The organism is Candidatus Collinsella stercoripullorum, assembly GCF_027669965.1.
GTDB classification, from domain to species: domain Bacteria; phylum Actinomycetota; class Coriobacteriia; order Coriobacteriales; family Coriobacteriaceae; genus Collinsella; species Collinsella stercoripullorum.
The window spans coordinates 52,951-74,046 of the sequence record NZ_JAQECM010000006.1; the positions used below are offsets into that span (position 1 = coordinate 52,951).

The following is a 21,096-nucleotide window of genomic DNA, read 5'->3' on the forward strand; positions in this document are numbered from 1 at the left end:
GGCTCCGGACGCACCGAACGGACCGTCCCAGGAAAGGACCGCCCATGATCATCGCCATCGACGGGCCCGCGGGCTCGGGCAAATCCACCATCGCCGACCTGCTCGCCGAGCGGTTCGGCTACTCGAAGCTCGACACCGGCGCCATGTACCGCACGGTCGCCTATGTGTCGAGCGCGCGCGGCGTCGACCTCGACGACGAGGAGTCCGTCGTCGATGTCGCCCGCGCGCTCGACATCGCCTTCGACGACGCCGGGGACGCACCCCGCGTGCTCGCGGACGGCGCCGACGTGACCCGGGAGATCCGCACCCCGGCCACCGACCGCATCGTCTCCAAGGTGTCCGCCTACCCGGGCGTCCGCCGGGCGCTGCTCGCCTGTCAGCGCGCCTTCGCCGTCGGCCGCGACGTCGTCGCCGAGGGGCGCGACATCGGCACCGTGGTCTTCCCCGACGCCGGGCTCAAGGTCTTCCTGACCGCCGACCCCGCCGTGCGCGCCCGCAGGCGCGTGCTGCAGCGCCATCCCGGCGCCGCCGCGGACGACCCCGCACTCGCCGCCGAGATCGAGTCCACCCTCGCCGACCTCGTGCGGCGCGACCGCCTGGACGCGAGCCGCGCCGAGGCGCCGCTGCGGGCCGCCGACGACGCCGTGCACATCGACTCGACGTCCCACACCGTCGACGAGATCGTCGACATGATCGCAAGCCTCGCCGAGGACAGGAGGTAGGGCCCGTGAAGCTCTTCTCGTACAAGCTCGAGGACTACTACGACAACGCCATGCGCGACTACCCGCTGCCCATGCGCGGCGGCTACGCCGTCATCCTCGCGATCCTCTACGCGTTCTCCCAGGTCATGTGGCGCTGCCCCATGCAGGGGGCCGACGACCTGAAGATCGGCCGAAAGGACCGCGGCGCCGTCTACATCTGCAACCACACCTCCATGGCCGAGGTCGTCGCCATCGTGACGTGGTTCTGGCGCCACGGGCGCCGTATGCGTCCCATCTTCAAATCCGAGTTCAACGACTCGGGTATCGTGCGCTGGTTCTTCGCGCGCGTGGGCGGCATCCCGGTGGACCGCGGGACCGCCGACATGAAGTCGCTGCGCCGCGCGAGCCGCGCCCTGCAGCGCGGCGAGGACATCCTCATCTTCCCGGAGGGGACCCGCATCCGCACCGACGACCAGCCGGTGGAGGTCCACGGCGGCTTCGCCATCATCGCCCAGATGGCGAAGGCGCCCGTCGTCCCCATGGCCGTCTGCGGCTTCCGCGACATCACCCCGAACGGCAAGCACCTGATGCGCCCCGTGCGCTGCTGGATGCGCGCCTCCGCCGAGCTCTCGCTCGCCGACGCGCCCGCCGACCTCAAGCGCCGCGAGCGCACCGAGTGGGTCGAGCGCGAGGCCGTCCGCCGCATGTACGCGCTGCGCGACGAGCTGCGCGCCGAGCACCCCGGGAGGCGCTGATGGCGCCCCGGATCGAGGTCGCGGCGCACGCGGGCGTCTGCTACGGGGTCGAGCGCGCGCTCGACCTCGCCGAGAAGGCCGCCGGCACCGCGCCGGCGCCGGTGCGGACGCTCGGGCCGCTCATCCACAACCCGCTCGTCGTCGCGGAGCTCGCCGAGCGCGGCGTGACGCTCGCCGAGAGCCTGGACGGCGCCGACGCGGGCTCCGTCGTGATACGGGCCCACGGCGTGGTCCCCGAGGTCATCGAGGACGCCCGCGCGCGCGGCCTGTCCGTGATCGACGCCACCTGCCCCTACGTCAAGCGCGTGCACGCCGCCGCCGAGCGCCTCGTCTCCCAGGGCTTCCAGCTCATCGTCGTGGGCGAGGGGGGCCACCCCGAGGTCGAGGGCATCATGGGCCACGCCGACGGGCGTGCGCGCGTCGTGTCGCGCCCCGAGGACCTCGACGGCATCGAGCTCGAGCGCCGGGTCGGCGTGGTGGTCCAGACCACCCAGACCCTCGACGCCCTCGACGCCGTCGTCGCCGAGCTCCTCCGCCGCGCCGACGAGGTTCACGTCGTCAACACCATCTGCAGCGCCACCCAGGAGCGCCAGGCGGCCGCCCGCGAGCTCGCCGCGCGCGCCGACGTCATGGTCGTCGTGGGGGGCAGGAACTCGGGCAACACCCGCCGGCTCGCCCAGATCTGCGCCGAGAGCGGAACCGCGACCCATCACATCGAGTCCGCGGACGAGCTTCGCACCGCGTGGTTCACGGACGCGGCGCTGATCGGCGTGACAGCGGGCGCCTCGACGCCGGCCGCGCATATCGAGCGGGCCGTCGCGGCCATCGAGCGGCTCTCGGGGGCGTCAGATGGCACCCGATAGCACCGCCGCCCCCCAGGTGTCCGTCCCCGCCTACGCGCGCGCCGCCGCGGACTACGCCCCGAGCTCCCATCCGGACGCCTCGGGCGCCCTCGTCACCGCCGTGCGCCCCGACTCTCCCGCCTACGATGCGGGCCTGGAGCCCGGGATGCGCGTCCTCGCGGTCAACGGCGAGGCGCTCACCGACATGGTCGTCTGGCTGTGGGAGTCCGCCGACGAGTACGCCGAGCTCGAGGTCCTCGACCCGCGCGACGGGACCGTCGCCGCAGCCGAGCTCGAGCGGATGCCGGGGGAGGACTGGGGCGTCGAGTTCGACGGCGCCGTGTTCGACGGCATGCGGACCTGCGTGAACGCCTGCGCGTTCTGCTTCATGACCATGCTGCCGAAGGGGATGCGCCGCTCCCTGTACCTGCGCGACGACGACTACCGCCTCTCGTTTTTGCAGGGCAACTTCGTCACGCTCACCAATATGGACGACGAGGACGTCGCCGACGCCGTGCGCCGGCACCTGTCTCCCATGAACGTGTCGCTGCACGCGGTCACCCCGGAGGTCCGCCGCCGCCTCATGGGTGCCAACGCCGCGCGGGGCATGGAGGTCCTCGGGCGCCTCATGGAGGCGGGCATCGAGATCCACGCCCAGATCGTCCTGTGCCCGGGCGTCAACGACGGGGAGGAGCTCGACCGCACCCTCGCCTTCGCCGAGGCCAACCCCGCCATCACGAGCATGGGGATCGTCCCGCTCGGGTTCACCGCCCACCAGCGCCGCTTCGAGCGGTCCTACTCGGACGACCCCGCCGCGGCGCGCGCCGTCATCGAGCAGGTCCGCCCCTACCGCGAGCGGGCCCGCGAGCGGTGCGGGCGCGCGGTCTTTCAGCTCTCCGACGAGTTCTACCTCGACGCGCGGCTGCCGGTGCCGCCCGCCGAGGAGTACGACGGGTACCCCCAGTACTACGACGGGATCGGCATGATCAGGAGCTACCTCGACGACACCGCGGCGCTGCGCGCCGAGGGGGGACGCCTCGCGGACATCTCCGCCGCGCTCGCGCGCGCCGGGCTGCGCCTCGCCGTCGTCTCGGGGGAGGGCGCCGCGGACACCGTGCGCCGGCTCGTCGGGCCGGGCGGTCTGGACGGGGAGGTGATCGCCGTCGCGAACCGGTTCTTCGGGGGCAACGTCAACGTCACCGGGCTCATCTGCGGCGTCGACCTCCTCGGGCAGCTCGCAGCCGACCTGACCGGCGTTATGCTGATTGTCCCCAACGTCATCTTCAATGCCGACGGGCGCACGCTCGACGGGTATCATCAAGATGACATCACGCGCGAGCTCGACGGCCGCGGCGCGAGGACCCTCGTCGCCTCGACCATGCCCTACGAGCTCGCCCGAACCCTCGAGCGCGAGCTCGCCCTCGGCTGAGCCCGCGAACCGTACACGCGTCAAGGAGCAGCGCACATGAAACCTATCGTCGCCGTCGTCGGACGCCCCAACGTCGGGAAGTCGACGCTCGTCAACCGCATAGCACAGACCTCGGACGCCATCGTCCACGAGAGCCGCGGCGTCACGCGCGACCGCTCGTACCACGACGCCGAATGGAACGGGCGGGAGTTCACCCTCGTCGACACCGGCGGCATCGAGCCGCTCAAGAGTGAGGACGTGTTCTCCGCCCCCATCCGCGACCAGGCGCTCGCCGCGGCCGAGGAGGCCTGCGCCGTGCTGTTCGTCGTGGACGGCACCACCGGCATCACCGAGGAGGACGAGAGCGTCGCGCGCATGCTCAAGCGCGTGCGCAAGCCGGTCTTCCTGCTCGTGAACAAGCTCGACAACCCCGACCGCGAGGAGGAGCGCCTCTGGGAGTTCTACTCCCTGGGCGTGGGCGACCCGCTGCCCGTCTCCGCGCTGCACGGCCACGGCACCGGCGACCTGCTCGACGAGGTCGTGGCGCTGTTCCCCGACGAGGACGCCGAGGAGGAGGGCCCCGATGACGGCGCCCTGTCCATCGCCATCATCGGACGCCCGAACGCCGGCAAGTCCTCGCTGTTCAACAAGATGATCGGCTCCGAGCGCTCCATCGTCTCGGACGTCGCGGGCACCACGCGCGACGCCATCGACACGCTCGTGGAGCATGCCGGGCGCCTCTACCGCATGGTCGACACGGCCGGCATCCGCAAGAAGAGCACGGTCTACGAGAACATCGAGTACTACTCGATGGTGCGCGGCCTGCGCGCCATCGACCGCGCCGACGTCGCGCTGCTCGTCGTCGACGCGAGCGTCGGCATGACCGAGCAGGACCAGAAGGTCGCCAACCTCGCCATCGAGCGCGGATGCGCCCTCGTGGTGCTGCTCAACAAATGGGACCTGCTGCCCGACGACAACGCGCGCGAGCACGTGATGGAGTCCGTTGCGCGCCGCCTCACCCTGGCACCCTGGGCGAGCGTCCTGCGCATCTCGGCGCTCACCGGCCGCTCGGTCGAGAAGATCTGGGCGCTCGCCGACGCCGCGGCCGCCGCCCGCTCCGCGCGCGTGTCCACCTCGAGCCTGAACCGCCTGCTCACCGAGATGCGCGAGTTCGGCCACACGGTCGTCGACGGCAAGCGCCGCCTGCGCATGCACTACGTCACCCAGACCGGGACCGAGCCCCCCACCTTCACCTTCTTCGTGAACCACACCGACCTCGTGAGCGACTCCTACCGCCGCTACATCGAGAACCGCATGCGCGATGCCTTCGGCTTCTCCGGCACGCCCATCCGCCTGCGCTTCCGCAAGAAGGAGCAGCGCGACGCGAAGGGGGAGAAGTGATGGGCCTCGGAGTCGCCGCCGTCCCGCAGCCCGCCGTCATCGCGCTCGTCTGCTGCGCGATCGGCTCCTATCTGGTCTGCGGCATCCCCTTCGGCCTCATCCTGGGCCGCTTCATGGGCCATGTGGATATCCGCAAGTCCGGCTCGGGCAACATCGGCACCACGAACGCGCTGCGCGTCGCGGGCCCCAAGGTCGCCGCGGTGACGTTGCTGTTCGACGTGCTCAAGGGCGTCGTGTGCATCAACGTCTCGCGCGCGGTAATCGCCGCGGTCGGCTGGGGCGGGGCGCACAGCTTCGCCGCCGGCACCGGCGAGGACTGGGTCATCTCGCTCGTGGCGCTCGCGTGCCTCTACGGCCATATCTTCAGCCCCTACCTCAGGTTCCACGGCGGCAAGGGCATCGCCACCGGCGTGGGGATCCTGTTCGGCTACTTCTGGCCGCTCGCGGTCGTCCATCTCGCGATCTTCATCGTGCTCGTCGCCATCACCAAGTACGTCTCAGTGGGGTCCATCGCGACCGCCGCCGTCGTGCCCCTCACCGTCTTTCTCGCCTTCCCCCAGATGTCGCCCGTCTCGCTGGCCATCTGGGCGCTTCTGGGCTGGACGGTCGTGTGGGCGCACCGCGGCAACATCGCCAAGCTCCGTGCGGGCAACGAGAACAAGCTGTCCTTCTCCAAGGGGAAGGCCGAGGGGAAGGAGGGCCGCGCATGATCGTCACCGTCGTGGGTTCTGGCTCCTGGGGCACCGCCATCGCCGGGCAGGCGGCGGCGCACGCGGACGAGGTTCGCGTCTGGTCGTTCGGCGGCGAGGCCGTCGAGGGCATCAACACCCGCCACCGCAACCCCATCTACCTGACCGACTACGTCCTGCCCGAAAACGTCTGGGCCACCGATTCCTTCGCCGAGGCCCTCGAGGGCACCGACGGCGTCATCCTCGGCGTCCCGTCCGCCTTCCTGCGCTCGGTCCTCGAGGGGGCCGCGCCCCATATCGCGCCGGATGTCCCGGTGCTCACCCTCACCAAGGGCATCGAGCAGGGCACCGGCTACCTCATGAGCGAGCTCGTCGAGGACTGCATCGGCAACGCCGACCGCATCGCCGTCCTCGCCGGTCCCAACCACGCCGAGGAGGTCTGCCGAGGCAGCCTCTCCGCCGCCGTCATCGCTGCGCAGGACGCGCGCGTGGCCGAGTTCTTCAAGTCGGTCCTGCTGTCCGACCACTTCCGCATCTACGTGGGAAGCGACCTCGTGGGCGTCGAGATGTGCAGCGCGGTGAAGAACGTCATCGCCATCGTCTGCGGCTACCTGGCCGGCATGGGGTACGGCGACAACACCCTCGCCCTCGTCATGACGCGCGGCATCGCCGAGATCAGCCGCCTCGTGCACGCGCGCGGCGGGCAGGCGCTCACCTGCATGGGGCTCGCGGGCATGGGAGACCTCGTCGTCACCTGCACCTCGCACCACTCGCGCAACCGCACCTTCGGCGAGGCCCTCGCGAACGGGGGCACCCTCGAGGAGTACCAGGCGCGCACGCACATGGTCGTCGAGGGCGCGCAGGCGGCCAAGAGCGTCGCCGAGCTCGCCCGCACCCTCGGGGTCGACGCGCCCATCACCTTCGCGCTCGAGGCCGTCCTGTGGCGCGGCGTCTCCAAGGACGCCGTCTTCAACGAGCTCATCGAGCGCTTCCCGACCGAAGAGTTCTACGGCATGGATGATTAAGGGAGCCCGCGCATGACCGACACCCAGCACATCCGGATCTCGCCCTCCATCCTGGCGGCGGACTTCCTCCACCTCGGACGCGACCTCGAGGCGATCCGCGACGCCGACTACGTCCACATCGACGTCATGGACGGCCACTTCGTCCCGAACCTCACCTACGGGACCACCATCGTCGAGGCGGCGAGCCGCGCCACCGACGTCCCCCTGGACGTCCACATGATGGTGACCAACCCCGACGAGACGGCGCTGTGGTACGCCGAGGCCGGGGCCGACCTCATCACCGTGCACATCGAGGCCGTCCGCGACCTTCCGGCGCTCACTTCCGAGCTCAGGGGCCGCGGCGTGGGCGTCGGCGTCGTGCTGAACCCCGCCACGCCCGTCCAGGCGGTCGCCGACGCGATCGACGACGTCGACGTCGTCCTCGTCATGAGCGTGAACCCCGGATTCGGCGGGCAGGGCTTCATCGAGTCCACCTACGGGAAGGTCCGCGAGCTGCGCCGCCTCATCGACGAGGCCGGCTCCCCCGCGATCATCGAGGTCGACGGCGGCGTGGGCCCCGCCAACGCGGAGGCGCTCGCGCGCGCCGGCGCCGACATGCTCGTCGCCGGCTCCGCGATCTTCCGCGCGGAGGACCCCGCGGCCATGATCGCCGAGCTGCGCGACCGCGCCGCCGTCGGCATGGCCGCGCGGGGGGAGTGAGGATGGCGACCGATCCGCGCGACGTCCCCGTGAACCTCGACTACGCCGCCTCCACACCGCTGCGGCCCGAGGCGGTCGCCGCCCAGGCCGCCTACGACGCGTCGCCCATCGCCGGCGCGAACCCGAACTCCCTGCACACCCTCGGTCGCCGGGCGGCGACCGCACTCGAGGGGGCCCGTCGCTCGGTCGCCCGCAGCCTGGGTGCCCGCGTGCGCCCCGGCGAGGTCGTCTTCACCGGCGGTGGGACCGAGGCCAACCATCTCGCGCTGATGGGTCTCGCCGAGGGCGCCCGCGACCGCGACCGGGGGCGCACCCGCGTCATCGTGAGCGCCATCGAGCACGACTCGATCCTCGACAACCTCCCGTCGCTGCGCGCCCGCGGCTTCACCGTGGACACGGTGCGCCCCCGGCGCTGCGGCTCCGTCGACCCCGCCGAGCTCGAGGCGCTGCTCGCAGACGACGTCGCGCTCGTCTCCATCATGCTCGCCAACAACGAGACCGGCGCCGTCCAGCCCGTCCGCGAGCTCGCCGCCCGCGCGCACGCCCGCGGCGCCCTGTTCCATACCGATGCGATCCAGGGCTACCTGCACATCCCCTTCGACGTCGACGACCTCGGGGTGGACGCGCTCTCGCTCGCGGGGCACAAGGTGGGCGGGCCCGTCGCCTGCGGGGCCCTGTACCTGCGCTCCCGCACGCCCCTGCGCCCGCAGGTCCTCGGGGGCGGGCAGGAGGCCGGCCGCCGCGCCGGCACGCAGGACGTCCGCGCCGCCGTCGCCCTCGCCGCCGTCGCCGACGCCCTCGCCCCGGGCGTCGAGGAGGATCGCGAGCGCCTCGCCGCGCTGTCCGACCGCCTCTACGGGCGGCTGTGCTCCCATCCCGCCATCGAGGCGACGGTGGGGGACTGGGCCGCCGTCGACCGCCTCCCCGGGATCGTCTCGGTCACCGTCGGCGGGCACGAGACCGAGGAGCTCGTCCTGCAGCTCGACGCCGCGGGGTTCGAGGTCTCCGGCGGCTCCGCGTGCTCGAGCGGGAGCCTCGACGCGAGCCACGTCCTGCTCGCCATGGGCATCCCGCGCGACCGCGCCCTCGGCTCGCTGCGGATCTCGTTCGACGACCGCGTCGACCCCGCGGACCTCGACCGCTTCGCCGACGCCCTGACCGGGCTCGCGGGGTGAGCGGCATGGACGCCACCCTGACCGTCGCGCGGCTCGAGCGCGCGCTGTTCGAGATGTTCCCGCGCGCCGACGCCGAGCCGTGGGACCACGTGGGCCTCTCAGTCGGCGACCCCGGCGCTCCGGTGCGCTCCGTCGCGGTCGCCCTCGACGCGGACCCCGCCTCCGTTCGCCTCGCGGCGGAAGCGGGCGCCGATGTGCTGCTCACGCACCATCCGGTCTACATCAAGGCCCCCGACGCCTTCGCACCCGCCGCCCCGGAGCGCCCGAGCGCCTCGGCCGCCGTGTTCGAGGCCGCCCGGCGCCAGGTGAGCATCCTGTCGTTCCACACGAACCTCGACCGCTCGCTGGAGGCGCGGCGGACCCTCCCGGGCCTCGTCGGCCTCGCCGCCGCGACCTCGATCGAGCACCCGGGGGAACCCGGCCTTCCCGGCCTCGGGGCCCTGTGCCCCGCAGACGGCCTCACGGTCTCGGCGCTCGCCGGGCGCTGCGCCCGCGCCTTCGGGACCGAGCCGCGCGTCTGGGGCGACGCGGACCGGCCCGTAGGCGACGTCGCCTTCCTCGGGGGGTCGCTCGGGGACCTGGGGGAGGCCGCGCTCGCCGCCGGGGCGGGCGCCATCGTGTGCGGCGAGGCCGGCTACCATGTGTGCCAGGACCTCTGCGTCCGCGGATGCGCCGTCATCCTGCTCGGGCACGACCGCTCCGAGGAGCCCTTCACCGAAATCTTGATGGATGCCGCGCGACGTGCGGGGGTCGACCCCGACGCCGTGCGTAGAATAGACCGCCCCCGTCTGTGGTGGACGGCACAGGGAGACACCGAACCGGAAGGACTGGACCGCCGATGAGCCTCGGAACCAACCTACTCAAGCTCCAGGAGCTCGACCTCGCCCTCGAGCGCGACCGCGCCGCCCTCGCCGAGATGCCCGAGATCGCCGAGCTCGCCCGCAAGCGCCGCGCGTACCAGAAGCTCAAGGCCGACGAGACGCGCCTGTTCGCCCAGCGCAAGGACGTCGAGACCATCCTCGCCGAGCTGGACGGCCGCGAGCAGGACTGCAACGACGACATCGGCATCGCGCAGCGCCGCACCGATTCCTCCAACTACCGCGAGGTCCAGCAGCTCGAGGTCGACCTCGGCATCCTCGCCAAGCAGCTCGACAAGATCGCCTTCGAGCGCCGGGAGCAGACCGAGAAGCTCGACGAGATCGTGCGCAAGCAGGAGTACCTCACGGCCTACATCGCGAAGTTCGAGAAATCCGTCGTCGCCGACACGCGCGCGGCGCGCGATAAGGCGTCGGCCATCAAGGAGCGCATCGAGGCCGCCGAGCGCAAGCGCGAGGCCATGCTCGCCGCGCTGCCCGCCGACGCCTCCGAGCGCTACACCGCCGCCCGCACGCGCTTCCGCGGCCTGGCGGTGGAGCGGCTCGAGGGCAACGTCCCCTCGGTGTGCCGCATGGCGCTGCAGGAGTCCTCCATGGACGAGCTCCGTCGCGCAGAGGGCGTCACGGAGTGCCCCTACTGCCACCGCATCCTCGTGACCGACGCCGAGGACGAGATCTGATGGGCGCCGCATCCGCCGCGGCGGGGGAGCGGCCCTGCGTCCTTCTGTGCGTCACCGGCTGCATCGCCGCCTACAAGTCCGCCGAGATCGTCCGCCAGCTCCAGAAGCGCGGGGCGAGGGTGAAGGTGCTCATGACCGAGCACGCCACGCGGTTCGTCGGCCCGACCACCTTCCGCGCCCTCACCCATGAGAAGGTCGCCGTGGGGCTGTTCGACGACCCCGAGGACCCCATCCACCACATCTCGCTCGCCCAGGAGGCGGACCTCGTCCTCGTGGCCCCCGCCACCGCCAACATCATCGCCAAGATGGCGCACGGGATCGCGGACGACCTCATGTCCACCACGCTGCTCGCCACCCGCGCACCCGTCCTCGTCGCCCCGGCCATGAACGTGCAGATGTGGGAGGCGCCCGCCACGCAGGACAACGTCCGCGTGCTCGAGGGGCGCGGCGTGCGCGTGATCCAGCCCGACTCGGGCTACCTCGCCTGCGGCGACGTCGGCGGGGGCCGTCTGCCGGAACCCTCCCTCATCGCCGACCTCGCGCTCGCGGTGCTCGGGCAGGGAGGCCCGCTTGCAGGCGAGCACGTCCTCATCACGGCGGGCGGCACGCACGAGCCGATCGACCCGGTCCGCTTCATCGGCAACCGCTCGAGCGGCAAGATGGGCGCGGCGCTCGCCAGGGCCGCCCTGCGCCGCGGCGCGCGCGTGACCCTCGTCCTCGGACCCGCCACCGCCGAGCCCCCCGCGGGGGCGCGCACCGTGCGCGTGGAGACCGCCGCGGAGATGCTCGACGCCTCGCTCGACGCGTTCGCGGATGCCACCGTGGCGATCTGCGCCGCCGCCGTGGCCGACTACGCGCCGGCGCACCCCGCCGACCACAAGCTGAAGAAGTCCCGCGAGCACCTGGACCGCATCGAGCTCCGGGAGACCGCGGACATCCTCGCCGCCCTGTCCGCGCGGAAGCAGGGCCGCACGGTCATCGGGTTCGCCGCCGAGACCTCCGACGTCGTGGCCTACGCCGCAGCGAAGCTCGCCCGCAAGGGATGCGACGCCGTCGTCGCGAACGACGTGAGCCGCCCCGACTCGGGCTTCGGGTCCGACACCGACAAGGCATGGTGGGTCGACGCGGCGGGCGCGGCCGAGCTTCCCTGCATGACGAAGGACGAGCTCGCCGGCGAGATCCTCGACCGTGCGCAGGAATTGCGGAGATGCGCAAAATAATGCTTGCATCCCATCGCGCGGTTGGGTAAAGTATCCCTTGCTGTCAGCGAGACAGCGCATTGCTTCGGGACGTGGCGCAGCTTGGTAGCGCACTTGACTGGGGGTCAAGGGGTCGCTGGTTCGAATCCAGTCGTCCCGACCAGAAGCTTCAAGGCCAGCCCTCGGGTTGGCCTTTTTCTTTATGAAGAGAGGATACCGGATGCCCCATCGGGTATCATTCCTCTAGTCAACGCATCGGAAACCTGCAGGGGAGCAACGTGAGCCTCAAGAAGAAGATCAAAAAAGAGCTGATCGGCACGTCTGACTACCCCTCGAACAAGATCTTCACCATCTCGAACTTCATCACCTTCATCCGCCTCGTCCTCACCTTCGTCTTCCTCTACCTGTTCATCACCAACGAGAACCGCTACATCGCCCTCGTCATCTACGCCGTGGCCGCCTCGACCGACTGGCTCGACGGCCAGATCGCGCGCATGACCAAGACCGTGAGCTGGCTCGGGAAGCTGATGGACCCCGTCGTCGACCGCGCCCTGCTGTTCACCGGCGTGCTCGGGCTCGTGGGCCGCGGGGAGCTGCCGGTCTGGGTGTGCGCCCTGATCATCGGCCGCGACGTCTACCTCGCCGCGGGCAACATGGTCGTGCGCCGCTACCACCGCCGCCCCATCGACGTCGTCTACACGGGCAAGATCGCCACGGCCCTGCTCATGAGCGGGTTCTCTCTCATGCTGCTCGGGCTCCCCGTGGTCGACGGCATCGACCTCCTGGGGGCGGGCGCGTCCGCCTTCCCGGGCCTCAACGGCGCCCCGGTGCCCCTAGGGATCTTCTTCGTCTACGGCGGCGTCGCGTTCTCGATGATCACCGCGGTCGTCTACACGGTAAAGGGCGCCGCTGCCATCCGCCGCGCCCGGCAGCACCCCGAGGAGGAGGACGTCGATTTCCTGAACCCCGAAATCGAGGACTCCGACGACGATACCCCGGCGCGCGACGCCGCCGCTGGGGTAGAATAACCCTATATGCCGCTTACACGACCGTTACGTACCGCGTGGGGAGAGACCATGACCGATATGATGAACACACCCTCCGACGCCCTCGCCGGCGATTCCACCTGCGTCTTCCGGATGCCCGTCGACGACGCCACCATGCCCGACCTCATGAAGAGCGTCGAGCGCGCGACGCCGGTGCTCACCATCATCAAGGGGCCGCAGACAGGCAACACCTTCGAGCTCGACGGCGCCGAGACCACCATCGGCCGCGATCCCTCCAACGGTATCTTCCTGAACGACATGACCGTCTCGCGCGCCCACGCCAAGATCACCCGCACCGGTGCGGGTGCGGCGATCGAGGACCTGGGGTCCCTCAACGGCACCTGGGTCGACGGCGCCATCGTCAACTCGGCCCCGCTGCACGACGGATCCTCCGTGCAGATCGGCACCTTCACGCTGATCTACCATGAGAGCCGCTCGGAGCGCATCGAAACCGGTGAGTAGCGGTGGCCGAACGTAGCTACCTCAGCATCGGCCAGGTCGTCAACTTCCTGCGCGGCGCCTATCCCGACCTCTCGAACTCGAAGATCCGCTTCCTCGAGGACGAGGGGCTCATCACGCCGCACCGCACGCCCAAGGGCTACCGCCAGTACTCGAAGGAGGACGTGGACCGCCTCGAGGTCATCCTGCATCTCCAGAAGACGCGCTACATGCCCCTGAACGTCATCAAGCAGAAGCTCGACAACGCCACGGACCTCTCCACGCTCGCCTTCGAGGTCGGGCTCCTGTCCGATCTCCCCGTCAAGTCCGAGCCCATCGAGACGCAGCAGAAGCTCCATCCCATCGAGGACGTCCCCGGCCAGCTCGGCGTGGAGATCTCGTTTCTGCGCGCCCTCGCCGACAACGACCTCATCCGCATCATCCGCAGTCCGCAGAACCGCGAGCTCATCGACGGGCGCGATTTCGAGATCATCCGGCTGTGCTCCGAGCTCAACCGCTTCCACATCGAGCCGCGCAACCTCCGCCAGTACGTCTCCGCCGCCAACCGCGAGTCCGCCATGTTCGAGCAGGTCCTCATCGGCATGCTCGGCATGGACGATTCCGACGACGAGCGCGACAAGAAGCTCGAGCGCGCCTTCGACAAGCTGCACGACCTCACGGAGGGCGTGCACACGGCGCTGCTGAAGAACCGGGTCTTCGAGTCCCTGAACGCGATCGTGGAGGACGCCGACCTCGACAGCGTGGACGAGCAGATCTCCCGCGCCGAGGCCGCCAAGCAGCAGGAGGGCGCCGCTCCCGCACCGAAGCCCCGTGCATCGCGCAGCTCCGCGAAGCGCCGTCCGCGCGCCTGACCGGTCTCAACCCCACAACTCGATTCGGCAGAGCTTTCGGGCGCCTCTGGCGCCCGTTTTCGTCATCGAGCGCCCGACTCGTCCCCGAACCCGGTGAAGCGCAGGTAGCTCATCAGGAACGCCTTCGCCGCGAAGGCGCCCGTCGCGCTGCGCACGAGCAGCGTCTCGCGCGTCACGGCGCTCGCCGAGTCCTCGTGCGGGGAGCGGCCGAGCGCGAAGGCGTCCTCGACCGCATGGTTCAGCTCGACGGCGACATAGTCGAACGCGGTCTCGACGGGATAGGTCATCCGCTGGATCTTGAAGAGGCGGGAGATGGCCTCCATGGGGAGGAACTGCTTGAATATGCAGATGATGAGCAGGCGGGCCACCTGCTCCCGACCGTAGAGCTTGCGCGCGGGCGGGTCGACGAGGCGCATCTTGACGTAGTTGTTGACCATCGAGGGCGTGAGCCACGGGCCCTCCGAGCATGCCGACAGCGGTTCCAAGATCGCCTCGACCTGGGATATGACCTGGTCACGATAGAGATCGACCGCGGGGAGGTCATGATACCGGGGCATATGGAACCGCGCCGCAGCCGACGCCTCCTCCGAGCGCAGGAAGGCATCGGGCAGGACGGTGGGCGTGACGTCCTGGACCGTGATGCGTTTGGATGAATCGGCCATGGGGATGATCGATGCGTGCTGCTTCATGGATGGCGCCTCCTGAAACCATGGTGCTCGCATACCAGCATATCCCAGTTCGACCGGTCGGCGGTCTTAAACATCGCATAAGCTCGTTTTGAATACCACGAGCGGGGGAGTGGGCTATACTTGAGGCGGCAGGCACGCAACCGAAAGGAACGCTCATGTCGTGGGCCATCATAGCCGATTCAAGCTGCAACCTCCGCTCGTGGACGCCCACCGCGCCCGATACGTCCTTCATAACCGTCCCGCTCACCATCCATGTGGGGGGAGAGGAGTTCGTCGACGATGCGCAGCTCGACGTCGCCGAGCTCAACCGCAAGGTCGCCGCCGAAAAGGAGGCGTCCTCCAGCTCGTGCCCGAGCGCGGGGACGTGGGCCGACGCGTTGCGCGATGCGGACGACATCATCGTCATCACGATCTCGGCGAACCTCTCCGGGACCTACGAATCCGCCATCACCGCCCGCAACATCGTGCTCGACGAGTACACGCGCGAGCACGCCGGCGTTATCAAGGGGAAGAACGTCCACGTGGTAAACTCGCACGCGGCGGGCGGCAAGCTCGAGCTCATGGTCGAGCTCCTCGACCGCTATCTGGCGCAGGGCGCGCGTACGTTCGACGACGCGGTCTCCTATATCGAGCACATCGAGGAGAGCTCCTCGGTCCTGTTCTCGCTCAGCAGCTTCGAGAACCTCGTCAAGAACGGCCGCATGCCGCGCCTGGCGGGCTCGTTCGCCAGCAAGTTCAACATCCGCATGCTCGGGACCGCGAGCAACGAGGGCACCATCAAGATCGTCGGCCCGACCCGCGGGGAGAAGAAGACGATCCGCAAGACCGTGGAGCACATGGCCTCGAGCGGCTTCCACGGCGGGCTGGTCTACATCGACCATGTCGACAACGAGCAGGGCGCCTGCGCGCTGCGCGACGCCATCGTCGAGCAGTGGCCGTCGGCGACCGTCCGCATCGTGCCCTGCGGCGGACTGTGCTCCTACTATGCGGAGGAGTCCGGCCTCATCGTCGGCTACGAGTGGGCCTAGCGGCTCCGAGATGAATCCGATGCGCACGGCGGGCGGCTTCGAGCCGCCCGTTTCCGCAAGCGAGGCGATATCCGGTTGAACGCGAAAAGAGTCGATCGTTCGAACGCTCACGGGGCGGCTTCGAGCCGCCCCGTTTTCATGGCCGGAAAGATATCGCGTGTACCTGCGCGGGTAGACCCCATCATGTTCACCGGGCGGGCGATCATCGGGCAGGAGTGCGGTTATGAGGCTGGACGCAAGCATGCCGATAAAGCATCCCTTTACTTTACATAACATATATTATCGTGATTTAAAAGGAATGCGGACGCTGCGTAGATGATGCAGTCGGCGTTCGCTGGAAAACCCTGCGATCTGTCAGCGGTGGTTGCGCCTGACGGACCGGACCATACCCGGGCAGCGTTCACCTGAAGCGTTCGGCGCCATGAACTTTGGCCGCGCCCCGGATACGCGGCTGGAGCATGTGCGAGCCACTCGTGCGCCCATCAACGCGTGCAACGGACGCACGCGTGGGACACAGGCAGAGACCTCGGCAGCGCTTGCGAAGCGGCCATGGGCACGTCCGCGGCAGATCGGTACCGTCCGTGCCCTCGCTTAGGGACCTAGCGCCGCCGCGCCGGATCCCGAGCCGTAGGCGTCGACGCGAACGTCCTGCATGCCGGATGTCAGCCGACGGCATACCCGGCGCCTCGATACCCGTCGGAATCCTTGCTCGAGGCGCACGCGATTCCACGACGACATCCGATCTCCGTACGGCACACGTGGGACCGCGGTCGGATACATCCGTATCGACAAGGGAGGGAGCACCGCGGCATTGGCGCCTCCCTCCCCTACGCAGTCTTATTTAGGTACCTAAGTGTGATGGTCTCCCCGATGCTACCGGGCGAGCCCCTCGACATACGCGTATGCGGAGGACCCGGCGATTGCGCCGTCGGACGCCGCGGTGACCACCTGGCGGAGGCGCTTGGAACGCATATCCCCTGCGCAGAACAGCCCCGGCGTGCGCGTCGCCATATCCTCGTCGGTCACCACGCCCCCATCGGCGGCGACGTCGACGAGCGCATGCACCAGCTCGGTCACCGGATCGTTCCCGGTGAAGACGAAGATGCCGAACGAGCCCGCAGGATACTCCTCGACCGAGGTCTCACCGCTCACATTGTCCCGGAACACGATGCGCTCGAGCAGCTGCGTCCCCGTCACCTCGACGATGGAGGTCGAGAACCTGACCGAGACGTTCTTCTGAGCGAGCAACCGGTCGACGCGGCCGCGCGGGGCGCGGAACTCATCCCGACGGACGACCATGACGACCTCGCTGGCGATGCGCGAGAGGAACAGGCCCTCCTCGCAGGCCGAGTTCCCGCCGCCGACGACGAAGACCTTCTTGTTGCGGTAGAACATGCCGTCGCAGGTGGCGCAGTACGAGACGCCGCGACCACGGAACTCCTCCTCGCCGACGAACCCGGCTGTACGCGGGGTCGCACCCGTCGCGACGATGAGGGCGGGCGCCTCGAAGGCCCCGGAGTCCGTCACCACCTCGTACCGGCCGTCATCGCGTCGCGAGATCGACGTCACCATGGTGTATTCGACGTGCGCGCCCGCTGATTCGGCATGGTCGAGCATCTTCTGGCCCAACTCGGCACCCGAGACGTTCGGGATCCCGGGGTAGTTGTCGACCATATCGGATGTAGCGATCTGCCCTCCGGGCATGCCCTGCTCGATAACGAGCACGTCCAGGCTCGCACGCGCGGCGTAGAGCGCGGCGGTGCTGCCCGCCGGTCCGGCTCCGATAACGATCGCATCGTAGGCGGTAATAGAATCCATCGATCCTCCTCGACAGGGTGAACGGATATCGGTTCCCCCTATCGTACCCGTTGCATTGCGGGCATTTCCCGAAAGTCCTCCCCTGCGCCTCCCGTGCGCGTACAATTGAATCGTCCTATACCCGAAAAGGAGCCGCATGCCCGAGCAGGAGCAGAACACCCCGGAACCGCGCACCGAAGCGGACGGCGCGGCCATGGCGCCGGATACCGCCGCGCGGCCCGTCATCACCATCATGCACGCGTCCGTCGGTTCGGGCCACAAGGCCGCTGCGAACGCGGTCGCGCAGGCCATCGATCGCATGCGCGGCACCTGCGGCGTTCCCGCCGACGTCGAGGTCGAGGTGATCGACATCCTCGATTTCGGCAGGATCAAGTTCGACGGGAACAAGACCGCGGCCTCCTTCACCGGCGCGACCCGGCCCATCTACGACATCGCCTGGCGCTACACGCTCACCGGGCGCGTTCTCTGGGGCGGCGGAACCGGCTGGTCGCGCGTCATGTTCCCCGCGTTCAACGAATACATCGAATCCAAGCGGCCCCTCGCGGTCATCGCGACGCATATCACCGCCGCGAACGTCGCCGTGGGCGCCCGCATGATCACCGGGTTCGAATACCCCATCGTATGCATCCCGACGGACTACGAGATCGAGGGGTGGTGGCCCCACAAGGAGACGGACCTGTTCTGCGTCGCGACGGAGTACATGGCAGAGACCCTGCGCCCCCGCCTCGTCGAGGAGTCCCGCATCTCGATCACCGGCATCCCCGTGCGCGGGGGGTTCGAGTCCCCGAGCGACCGGTCGGAGGACCGCAGGCGCTTCGGCATCCCCGAGGACAAGACCGTCGTGCTCGTGATGGCCGGCGCGAGCCTTCCGCAGCCCTACGTCCGCTTCCGCGCCGCGATCGAGCAGACGCTCCCCTTTCTCCGCCGGTTCGAGAACATGCACTTCGTCTTCCTTCCCGGCAGGGACCGCGAGTACGCGGAACGGCTGAGGCGGATCTTCGAGGCCATGAAACTCGAGAACGTCATGGTCATGGATTACGTCGAGGACATGGCGTCGCTCATGACCGCATCGGACGTGGCGATCCTCAAATCCGGCGGCCTCGCGGTGACGGAATGCCTCTGCGCGCGGCTGCCGATGATCCTGCTCGGTCGCTCGTACGGGCAGGAGAAGGCCAATACGACCATGCTCACCGGGTTCGGCGCTTGCATGCACGCGACCACGGCGCGCGAGCTGATCACGACCCTGAACCGCATCCACGGGCATCCCGAGACCCTCAAGGCGCTGCTCGTCAACGCCGAGGCGCTCCGCTGCCCCCATGCGGCCGAGGATATCGTCGAGCAGACGATGGGGCTTGTCGGCACGCCGCGTCCGCGCGAGCGCCACTTCGCCGAGTTCTACTGGGGCGGAAAGCCGGCGCATACCCGCTGATGGCGAACCGCCGGTACGCTCGGTTCGCCTTCAAGTAGTCGGACGAAAGGCCCCCATGCCCCGTGCGCGGCGCGGAGCATGGGGGCCTCGCACGCCTCCGAGCGTTCAGGCGCCGGAGGCGTCACGTGGATCTCGGTGAAACGGGATGTTCCGGATCAGGCCTCGCCGCTCGAGCCGAAGCCGCCCGCGCCCCGATCGGTCTCGTCGAGCTCGTCGACCTCGACGAGATGGACCGTGGGCACCTGCTGGATGACGAGCTGGGCGATGCGCTCGCCGCGCTCGATATGGACGGTCTCCCGCGGGTCGAGGTTCACGGCGATCACCTTGAGCTCGCCACGGTAATGGGCGTCGATCAGACCGGGCGTGTTCGCGATGGAGAGCCCGCGCTTGAGAGCCATGCCGCTTCGGGGCTGAACGAATCCCGCATACCCGTCCGGGATGGCGATGGCGAGACCGGTGGGGATGAGCGCGCGGCCATGGGGCGGGATGTCGGCGGACTCGTTGGCGCGAAGGTCGAGGCCGGCGTCGCCCTCGTAGGCGTAGCGAGGGAGCTCGACCGAGGGGTCGAGGCGTTTGATGGAGACGTTCACCGCAGTCATTGCATCACCTGAGCTTGTCGAGTTCTTCGAGGAATTCTTCGATGTCCTTGAAATCCCGGTACACCGATGCGAAGCGGATGTAGGCGACCTTGTCGATCTTCTCGAGCCGCTTGAGCACCATGTCGCCGATATCATGCGATGTCACGGCCGTGAGGGTCCTGCCGCGCAGCTCGTGCTCGATATCGTCGATGAGGCCGTTGAGGACCGAGAGGTCGATATCGCGCTTGGACGTGGCGCGCATGAGGCCCACCAGCAGCTTGTTGCGATCGAACGGCTGGGTCGTCCCATCGCTCTTGAGGACCTCGATCGGGTCCTCGCAGCGCTCGAACGTGGTGAACCGGTACCCGCAGGCGCGGCACTCGCGACGGCGCTTGATGGCGTTGGTGACCTCTTGGGTCCGCGAATCGATCACGCGGGTATCGCCCCCGCCGCATTTGGGACAGCGCATGGCAACCCCCTCAGGTCGGCATCCCTTCGCTGCGGACTAGGATACCATGCGCGGAGCCCGACCTTACGCGGGGACCGAGAGCACCATCCCCGGCTGGAGGGAGGCCTGCTCGAGACCGTTCCAGCTCCTCAACACCTCGACGGTGTCGACCTGGGACATGCCGTCGATGGGATGGGCGGAGGCGATGGACCACAGGGTGTCCCCGCGCTCGACGGCCACCTCGATCCGGCTCTGGGAGGCGAGCGCCGCGTCGAAGGCCGCCTGGCGGGATGCGAGACCCCCGAAGAGGGCCGCCAGGACAGCGAGAACGCATGCGGAGACCACGAGGACGGTGCGGGGGCTCAGGGTGGTGCAGGGTTGGACGGCGACGGGGCGGGGCGCGGGACGGGCATCGAGGCCGCCGTCGACGACATGGAAACGGGGGCGCTCGTAGGTGGCGGCGACGGCGAGGTTGCCCTCGACCATGGTGCATGCGTTCATCTGTATCTCCCTTCGTCGAACTGACGACTGTAGGTATACCTTCCCGCGTGGACAAAAACCGACTGGCGCAAGAACGGGTGTTCGTATATCATTATGTTCGAACAGTTGTTCCTGTCAAGGAAAAAGGGAACATTTGTTTGGTATTCGAAGGGAGCGCAGCCATGGCACGCAAGATCACCAAGCGGCAGCAGCAGATCTACGACTTCATCCGCGCCTATCAGCAGGAGAAGGGCTACCCGCCGAGCGTCCGCGAGATGGCGGCTGCCGTGGGCCTGTCCTCCCCCTCCACCGTCCACGCGCACCTCTCCGCGCTGGAGGACCACGGGCTCATCAAGCGAGATAAAACGAAGCCCCGCGCGCTGGAGGTCTTCGAGCAGGATGGGACGTCGGTCAAGACCGCGGAGGTCCGCGCCATGCCCGATCGCGGTTCGGTGTCCCTGCCCCTGGTCGGCCGCGTCGCCGCCGGCATGCCCATCCTCGCCGAGCAGAACGTCGAGGACACCTTCACCCTCCCCACCGAGATCGTCACCGACTCCAGCTCGTTCGTCCTCGAGGTCCACGGCAACTCCATGGTGAACGTCGGCATCTACAACGGCGATTACATCGTGGTCCGCGAGCAGAAGAGCGCCATGAACGGTGAGATCGTCGTCGCCATGATCGATGGCGAGGCCACGGTCAAGACGTTCTACAAGGAGCACGGTCGCGTCCGCCTCCAGCCGGAGAACGACGCGATGGAGCCCATCTTCGCCACCAATCCCACGATCCTCGGCAAGGTCGTGGCGCTGCTGCGCCGCTTCTAG

The 21,096-nt window shown here is 69.0% G+C and carries 23 protein-coding genes and 1 tRNA gene; 19 read left to right on the plus strand and 5 right to left on the minus strand.

Going from position 1 to position 21,096, the window contains the following annotated elements; all coding sequences use genetic code 11:
- Positions 1 to 44: 44 nt before the first annotated feature.
- The 16 genes from cmk (at position 45) to ftsR (ending at position 13,805) form a co-directional block, all read left to right on the plus strand.
- A complete protein-coding gene (gene cmk / locus PHA29_RS02915; protein WP_270847992.1) occupies positions 45 to 722 on the plus strand; it encodes a (d)CMP kinase in 678 nt (225 codons plus the stop codon).
- Positions 723 to 727: 5 nt separating this feature from the next.
- The gene (locus tag PHA29_RS02920) at positions 728 to 1,456 is read left to right on the plus strand and encodes a lysophospholipid acyltransferase family protein (protein ID WP_270573583.1); all 729 of its coding nucleotides are present in this window, start codon (positions 728 to 730) and stop codon (positions 1,454 to 1,456) included.
- Positions 1,456 to 2,319 carry a 4-hydroxy-3-methylbut-2-enyl diphosphate reductase gene (gene ispH / locus PHA29_RS02925; RefSeq protein ID WP_270847993.1) on the plus strand — a complete coding sequence of 288 codons (864 nt, stop codon included), beginning with the start codon at positions 1,456 to 1,458 and terminating at the stop codon, positions 2,317 to 2,319. Before PHA29_RS02920 ends, ispH begins: the two co-directional genes overlap by 1 nt.
- Positions 2,306 to 3,727, plus strand: a complete 1,422-nt coding sequence (locus tag PHA29_RS02930) for a DUF512 domain-containing protein (RefSeq protein WP_270847994.1) — start codon at positions 2,306 to 2,308, stop codon at positions 3,725 to 3,727. The genes ispH and PHA29_RS02930 overlap by 14 nt, the downstream gene beginning before the upstream one ends.
- Before the next feature lie 36 nt (positions 3,728 to 3,763).
- Positions 3,764 to 5,107, plus strand: coding sequence for a ribosome biogenesis GTPase Der (gene der / locus PHA29_RS02935; protein WP_270847995.1), 1,344 nt, complete (start codon positions 3,764 to 3,766; stop codon positions 5,105 to 5,107).
- The gene (gene plsY, locus PHA29_RS02940) at positions 5,107 to 5,817 is read left to right on the plus strand and encodes a glycerol-3-phosphate 1-O-acyltransferase PlsY (protein ID WP_270847996.1); all 711 of its coding nucleotides are present in this window, start codon (positions 5,107 to 5,109) and stop codon (positions 5,815 to 5,817) included. The genes der and plsY overlap by 1 nt, the downstream gene beginning before the upstream one ends.
- Positions 5,814 to 6,821, plus strand: coding sequence for an NAD(P)H-dependent glycerol-3-phosphate dehydrogenase (locus PHA29_RS02945; protein WP_270403336.1), 1,008 nt, complete (start codon positions 5,814 to 5,816; stop codon positions 6,819 to 6,821). Before plsY ends, PHA29_RS02945 begins: the two co-directional genes overlap by 4 nt.
- A 12-nt stretch (positions 6,822 to 6,833) precedes the next feature.
- A complete protein-coding gene (gene rpe / locus PHA29_RS02950) occupies positions 6,834 to 7,520 on the plus strand; it encodes a ribulose-phosphate 3-epimerase (RefSeq protein WP_270847997.1) in 687 nt (228 codons plus the stop codon).
- Between the two features lie 2 nt (positions 7,521 to 7,522).
- Entirely contained in the window at positions 7,523 to 8,695 is a 1,173-nt protein-coding gene (locus PHA29_RS02955) for a cysteine desulfurase family protein (protein ID WP_270847999.1), read from the plus strand.
- A gap of 5 nt (positions 8,696 to 8,700) precedes the next feature.
- Positions 8,701 to 9,537: a Nif3-like dinuclear metal center hexameric protein gene (locus PHA29_RS02960; protein WP_270848000.1), complete on the plus strand. Its 837-nt coding sequence runs from the start codon at positions 8,701 to 8,703 to the stop codon at positions 9,535 to 9,537.
- The gene (locus PHA29_RS02965) at positions 9,534 to 10,250 is read left to right on the plus strand and encodes a zinc ribbon domain-containing protein (protein ID WP_270573591.1); all 717 of its coding nucleotides are present in this window, start codon (positions 9,534 to 9,536) and stop codon (positions 10,248 to 10,250) included. The genes PHA29_RS02960 and PHA29_RS02965 overlap by 4 nt, the downstream gene beginning before the upstream one ends.
- Complete coding sequence (gene coaBC, locus PHA29_RS02970) at positions 10,250 to 11,470, plus strand: bifunctional phosphopantothenoylcysteine decarboxylase/phosphopantothenate--cysteine ligase CoaBC (protein WP_270403346.1); 1,221 nt, start codon at positions 10,250 to 10,252, stop codon at positions 11,468 to 11,470. Before PHA29_RS02965 ends, coaBC begins: the two co-directional genes overlap by 1 nt.
- 65 nt (positions 11,471 to 11,535) lie before the next feature.
- Positions 11,536 to 11,612: transfer RNA gene (locus PHA29_RS02975), tRNA-Pro, on the plus strand.
- A 115-nt stretch (positions 11,613 to 11,727) separates the two neighbouring features.
- Positions 11,728 to 12,477: a CDP-alcohol phosphatidyltransferase family protein gene (locus PHA29_RS02980; RefSeq protein ID WP_270403349.1), complete on the plus strand. Its 750-nt coding sequence runs from the start codon at positions 11,728 to 11,730 to the stop codon at positions 12,475 to 12,477.
- A gap of 48 nt (positions 12,478 to 12,525) precedes the next feature.
- Positions 12,526 to 12,957 (plus strand): FHA domain-containing protein, encoded by a 432-nt coding sequence (locus PHA29_RS02985; RefSeq protein ID WP_408612018.1) that lies wholly within the window; start codon positions 12,526 to 12,528, stop codon positions 12,955 to 12,957.
- Positions 12,958 to 12,959: 2 nt separating this feature from the next.
- Positions 12,960 to 13,805, plus strand: coding sequence for a transcriptional regulator FtsR (gene ftsR, locus PHA29_RS02990; RefSeq protein WP_408612019.1), 846 nt, complete (start codon positions 12,960 to 12,962; stop codon positions 13,803 to 13,805).
- A 62-nt stretch (positions 13,806 to 13,867) separates the two neighbouring features.
- Here ftsR and PHA29_RS02995 read toward each other — a convergent pair whose 3' ends face one another.
- A complete protein-coding gene (locus PHA29_RS02995; protein ID WP_270403351.1) occupies positions 13,868 to 14,494 on the minus strand; it encodes a DUF1836 domain-containing protein in 627 nt (208 codons plus the stop codon).
- Positions 14,495 to 14,649: 155 nt separating this feature from the next.
- Between PHA29_RS02995 and PHA29_RS03000 the strand changes: the two genes are divergently transcribed.
- The gene (locus tag PHA29_RS03000; RefSeq protein ID WP_270403353.1) at positions 14,650 to 15,522 is read left to right on the plus strand and encodes a DegV family protein; all 873 of its coding nucleotides are present in this window, start codon (positions 14,650 to 14,652) and stop codon (positions 15,520 to 15,522) included.
- Between the two features lie 873 nt (positions 15,523 to 16,395).
- Here PHA29_RS03000 and PHA29_RS03005 read toward each other — a convergent pair.
- Positions 16,396 to 17,340, minus strand: a complete 945-nt coding sequence (locus PHA29_RS03005) for an NAD(P)/FAD-dependent oxidoreductase (protein ID WP_270848002.1) — start codon at positions 17,338 to 17,340, stop codon at positions 16,396 to 16,398.
- Positions 17,341 to 17,476: 136 nt separating this feature from the next.
- On the opposite strand from PHA29_RS03005, the gene PHA29_RS03010 reads away from it, so the two are divergent.
- Positions 17,477 to 18,769 carry an MGDG synthase family glycosyltransferase gene (locus tag PHA29_RS03010; RefSeq protein WP_270573597.1) on the plus strand — a complete coding sequence of 431 codons (1,293 nt, stop codon included), beginning with the start codon at positions 17,477 to 17,479 and terminating at the stop codon, positions 18,767 to 18,769.
- 155 nt (positions 18,770 to 18,924) lie between these two features.
- Here the strand turns inward: PHA29_RS03010 and dut are convergent, their stop codons facing one another.
- The 3 genes from dut to PHA29_RS03025 all read right to left on the minus strand — a co-directional run bounded on the left by dut (position 18,925) and on the right by PHA29_RS03025 (position 20,296).
- Complete coding sequence (gene dut, locus PHA29_RS03015; protein WP_270403359.1) at positions 18,925 to 19,368, minus strand: dUTP diphosphatase; 444 nt, start codon at positions 19,366 to 19,368, stop codon at positions 18,925 to 18,927.
- 4 nt (positions 19,369 to 19,372) lie between these two features.
- Positions 19,373 to 19,816: a transcriptional regulator NrdR gene (nrdR, locus tag PHA29_RS03020; protein WP_270573599.1), complete on the minus strand. Its 444-nt coding sequence runs from the start codon at positions 19,814 to 19,816 to the stop codon at positions 19,373 to 19,375.
- 63 nt (positions 19,817 to 19,879) lie between these two features.
- The gene (locus PHA29_RS03025) at positions 19,880 to 20,296 is read right to left on the minus strand and encodes a LysM peptidoglycan-binding domain-containing protein (protein WP_270848004.1); all 417 of its coding nucleotides are present in this window, start codon (positions 20,294 to 20,296) and stop codon (positions 19,880 to 19,882) included.
- 161 nt (positions 20,297 to 20,457) lie between these two features.
- Between PHA29_RS03025 and lexA the strand changes: the two genes are divergently transcribed.
- Complete coding sequence (gene lexA / locus PHA29_RS03030) at positions 20,458 to 21,096, plus strand: transcriptional repressor LexA (protein WP_270573601.1); 639 nt, start codon at positions 20,458 to 20,460, stop codon at positions 21,094 to 21,096.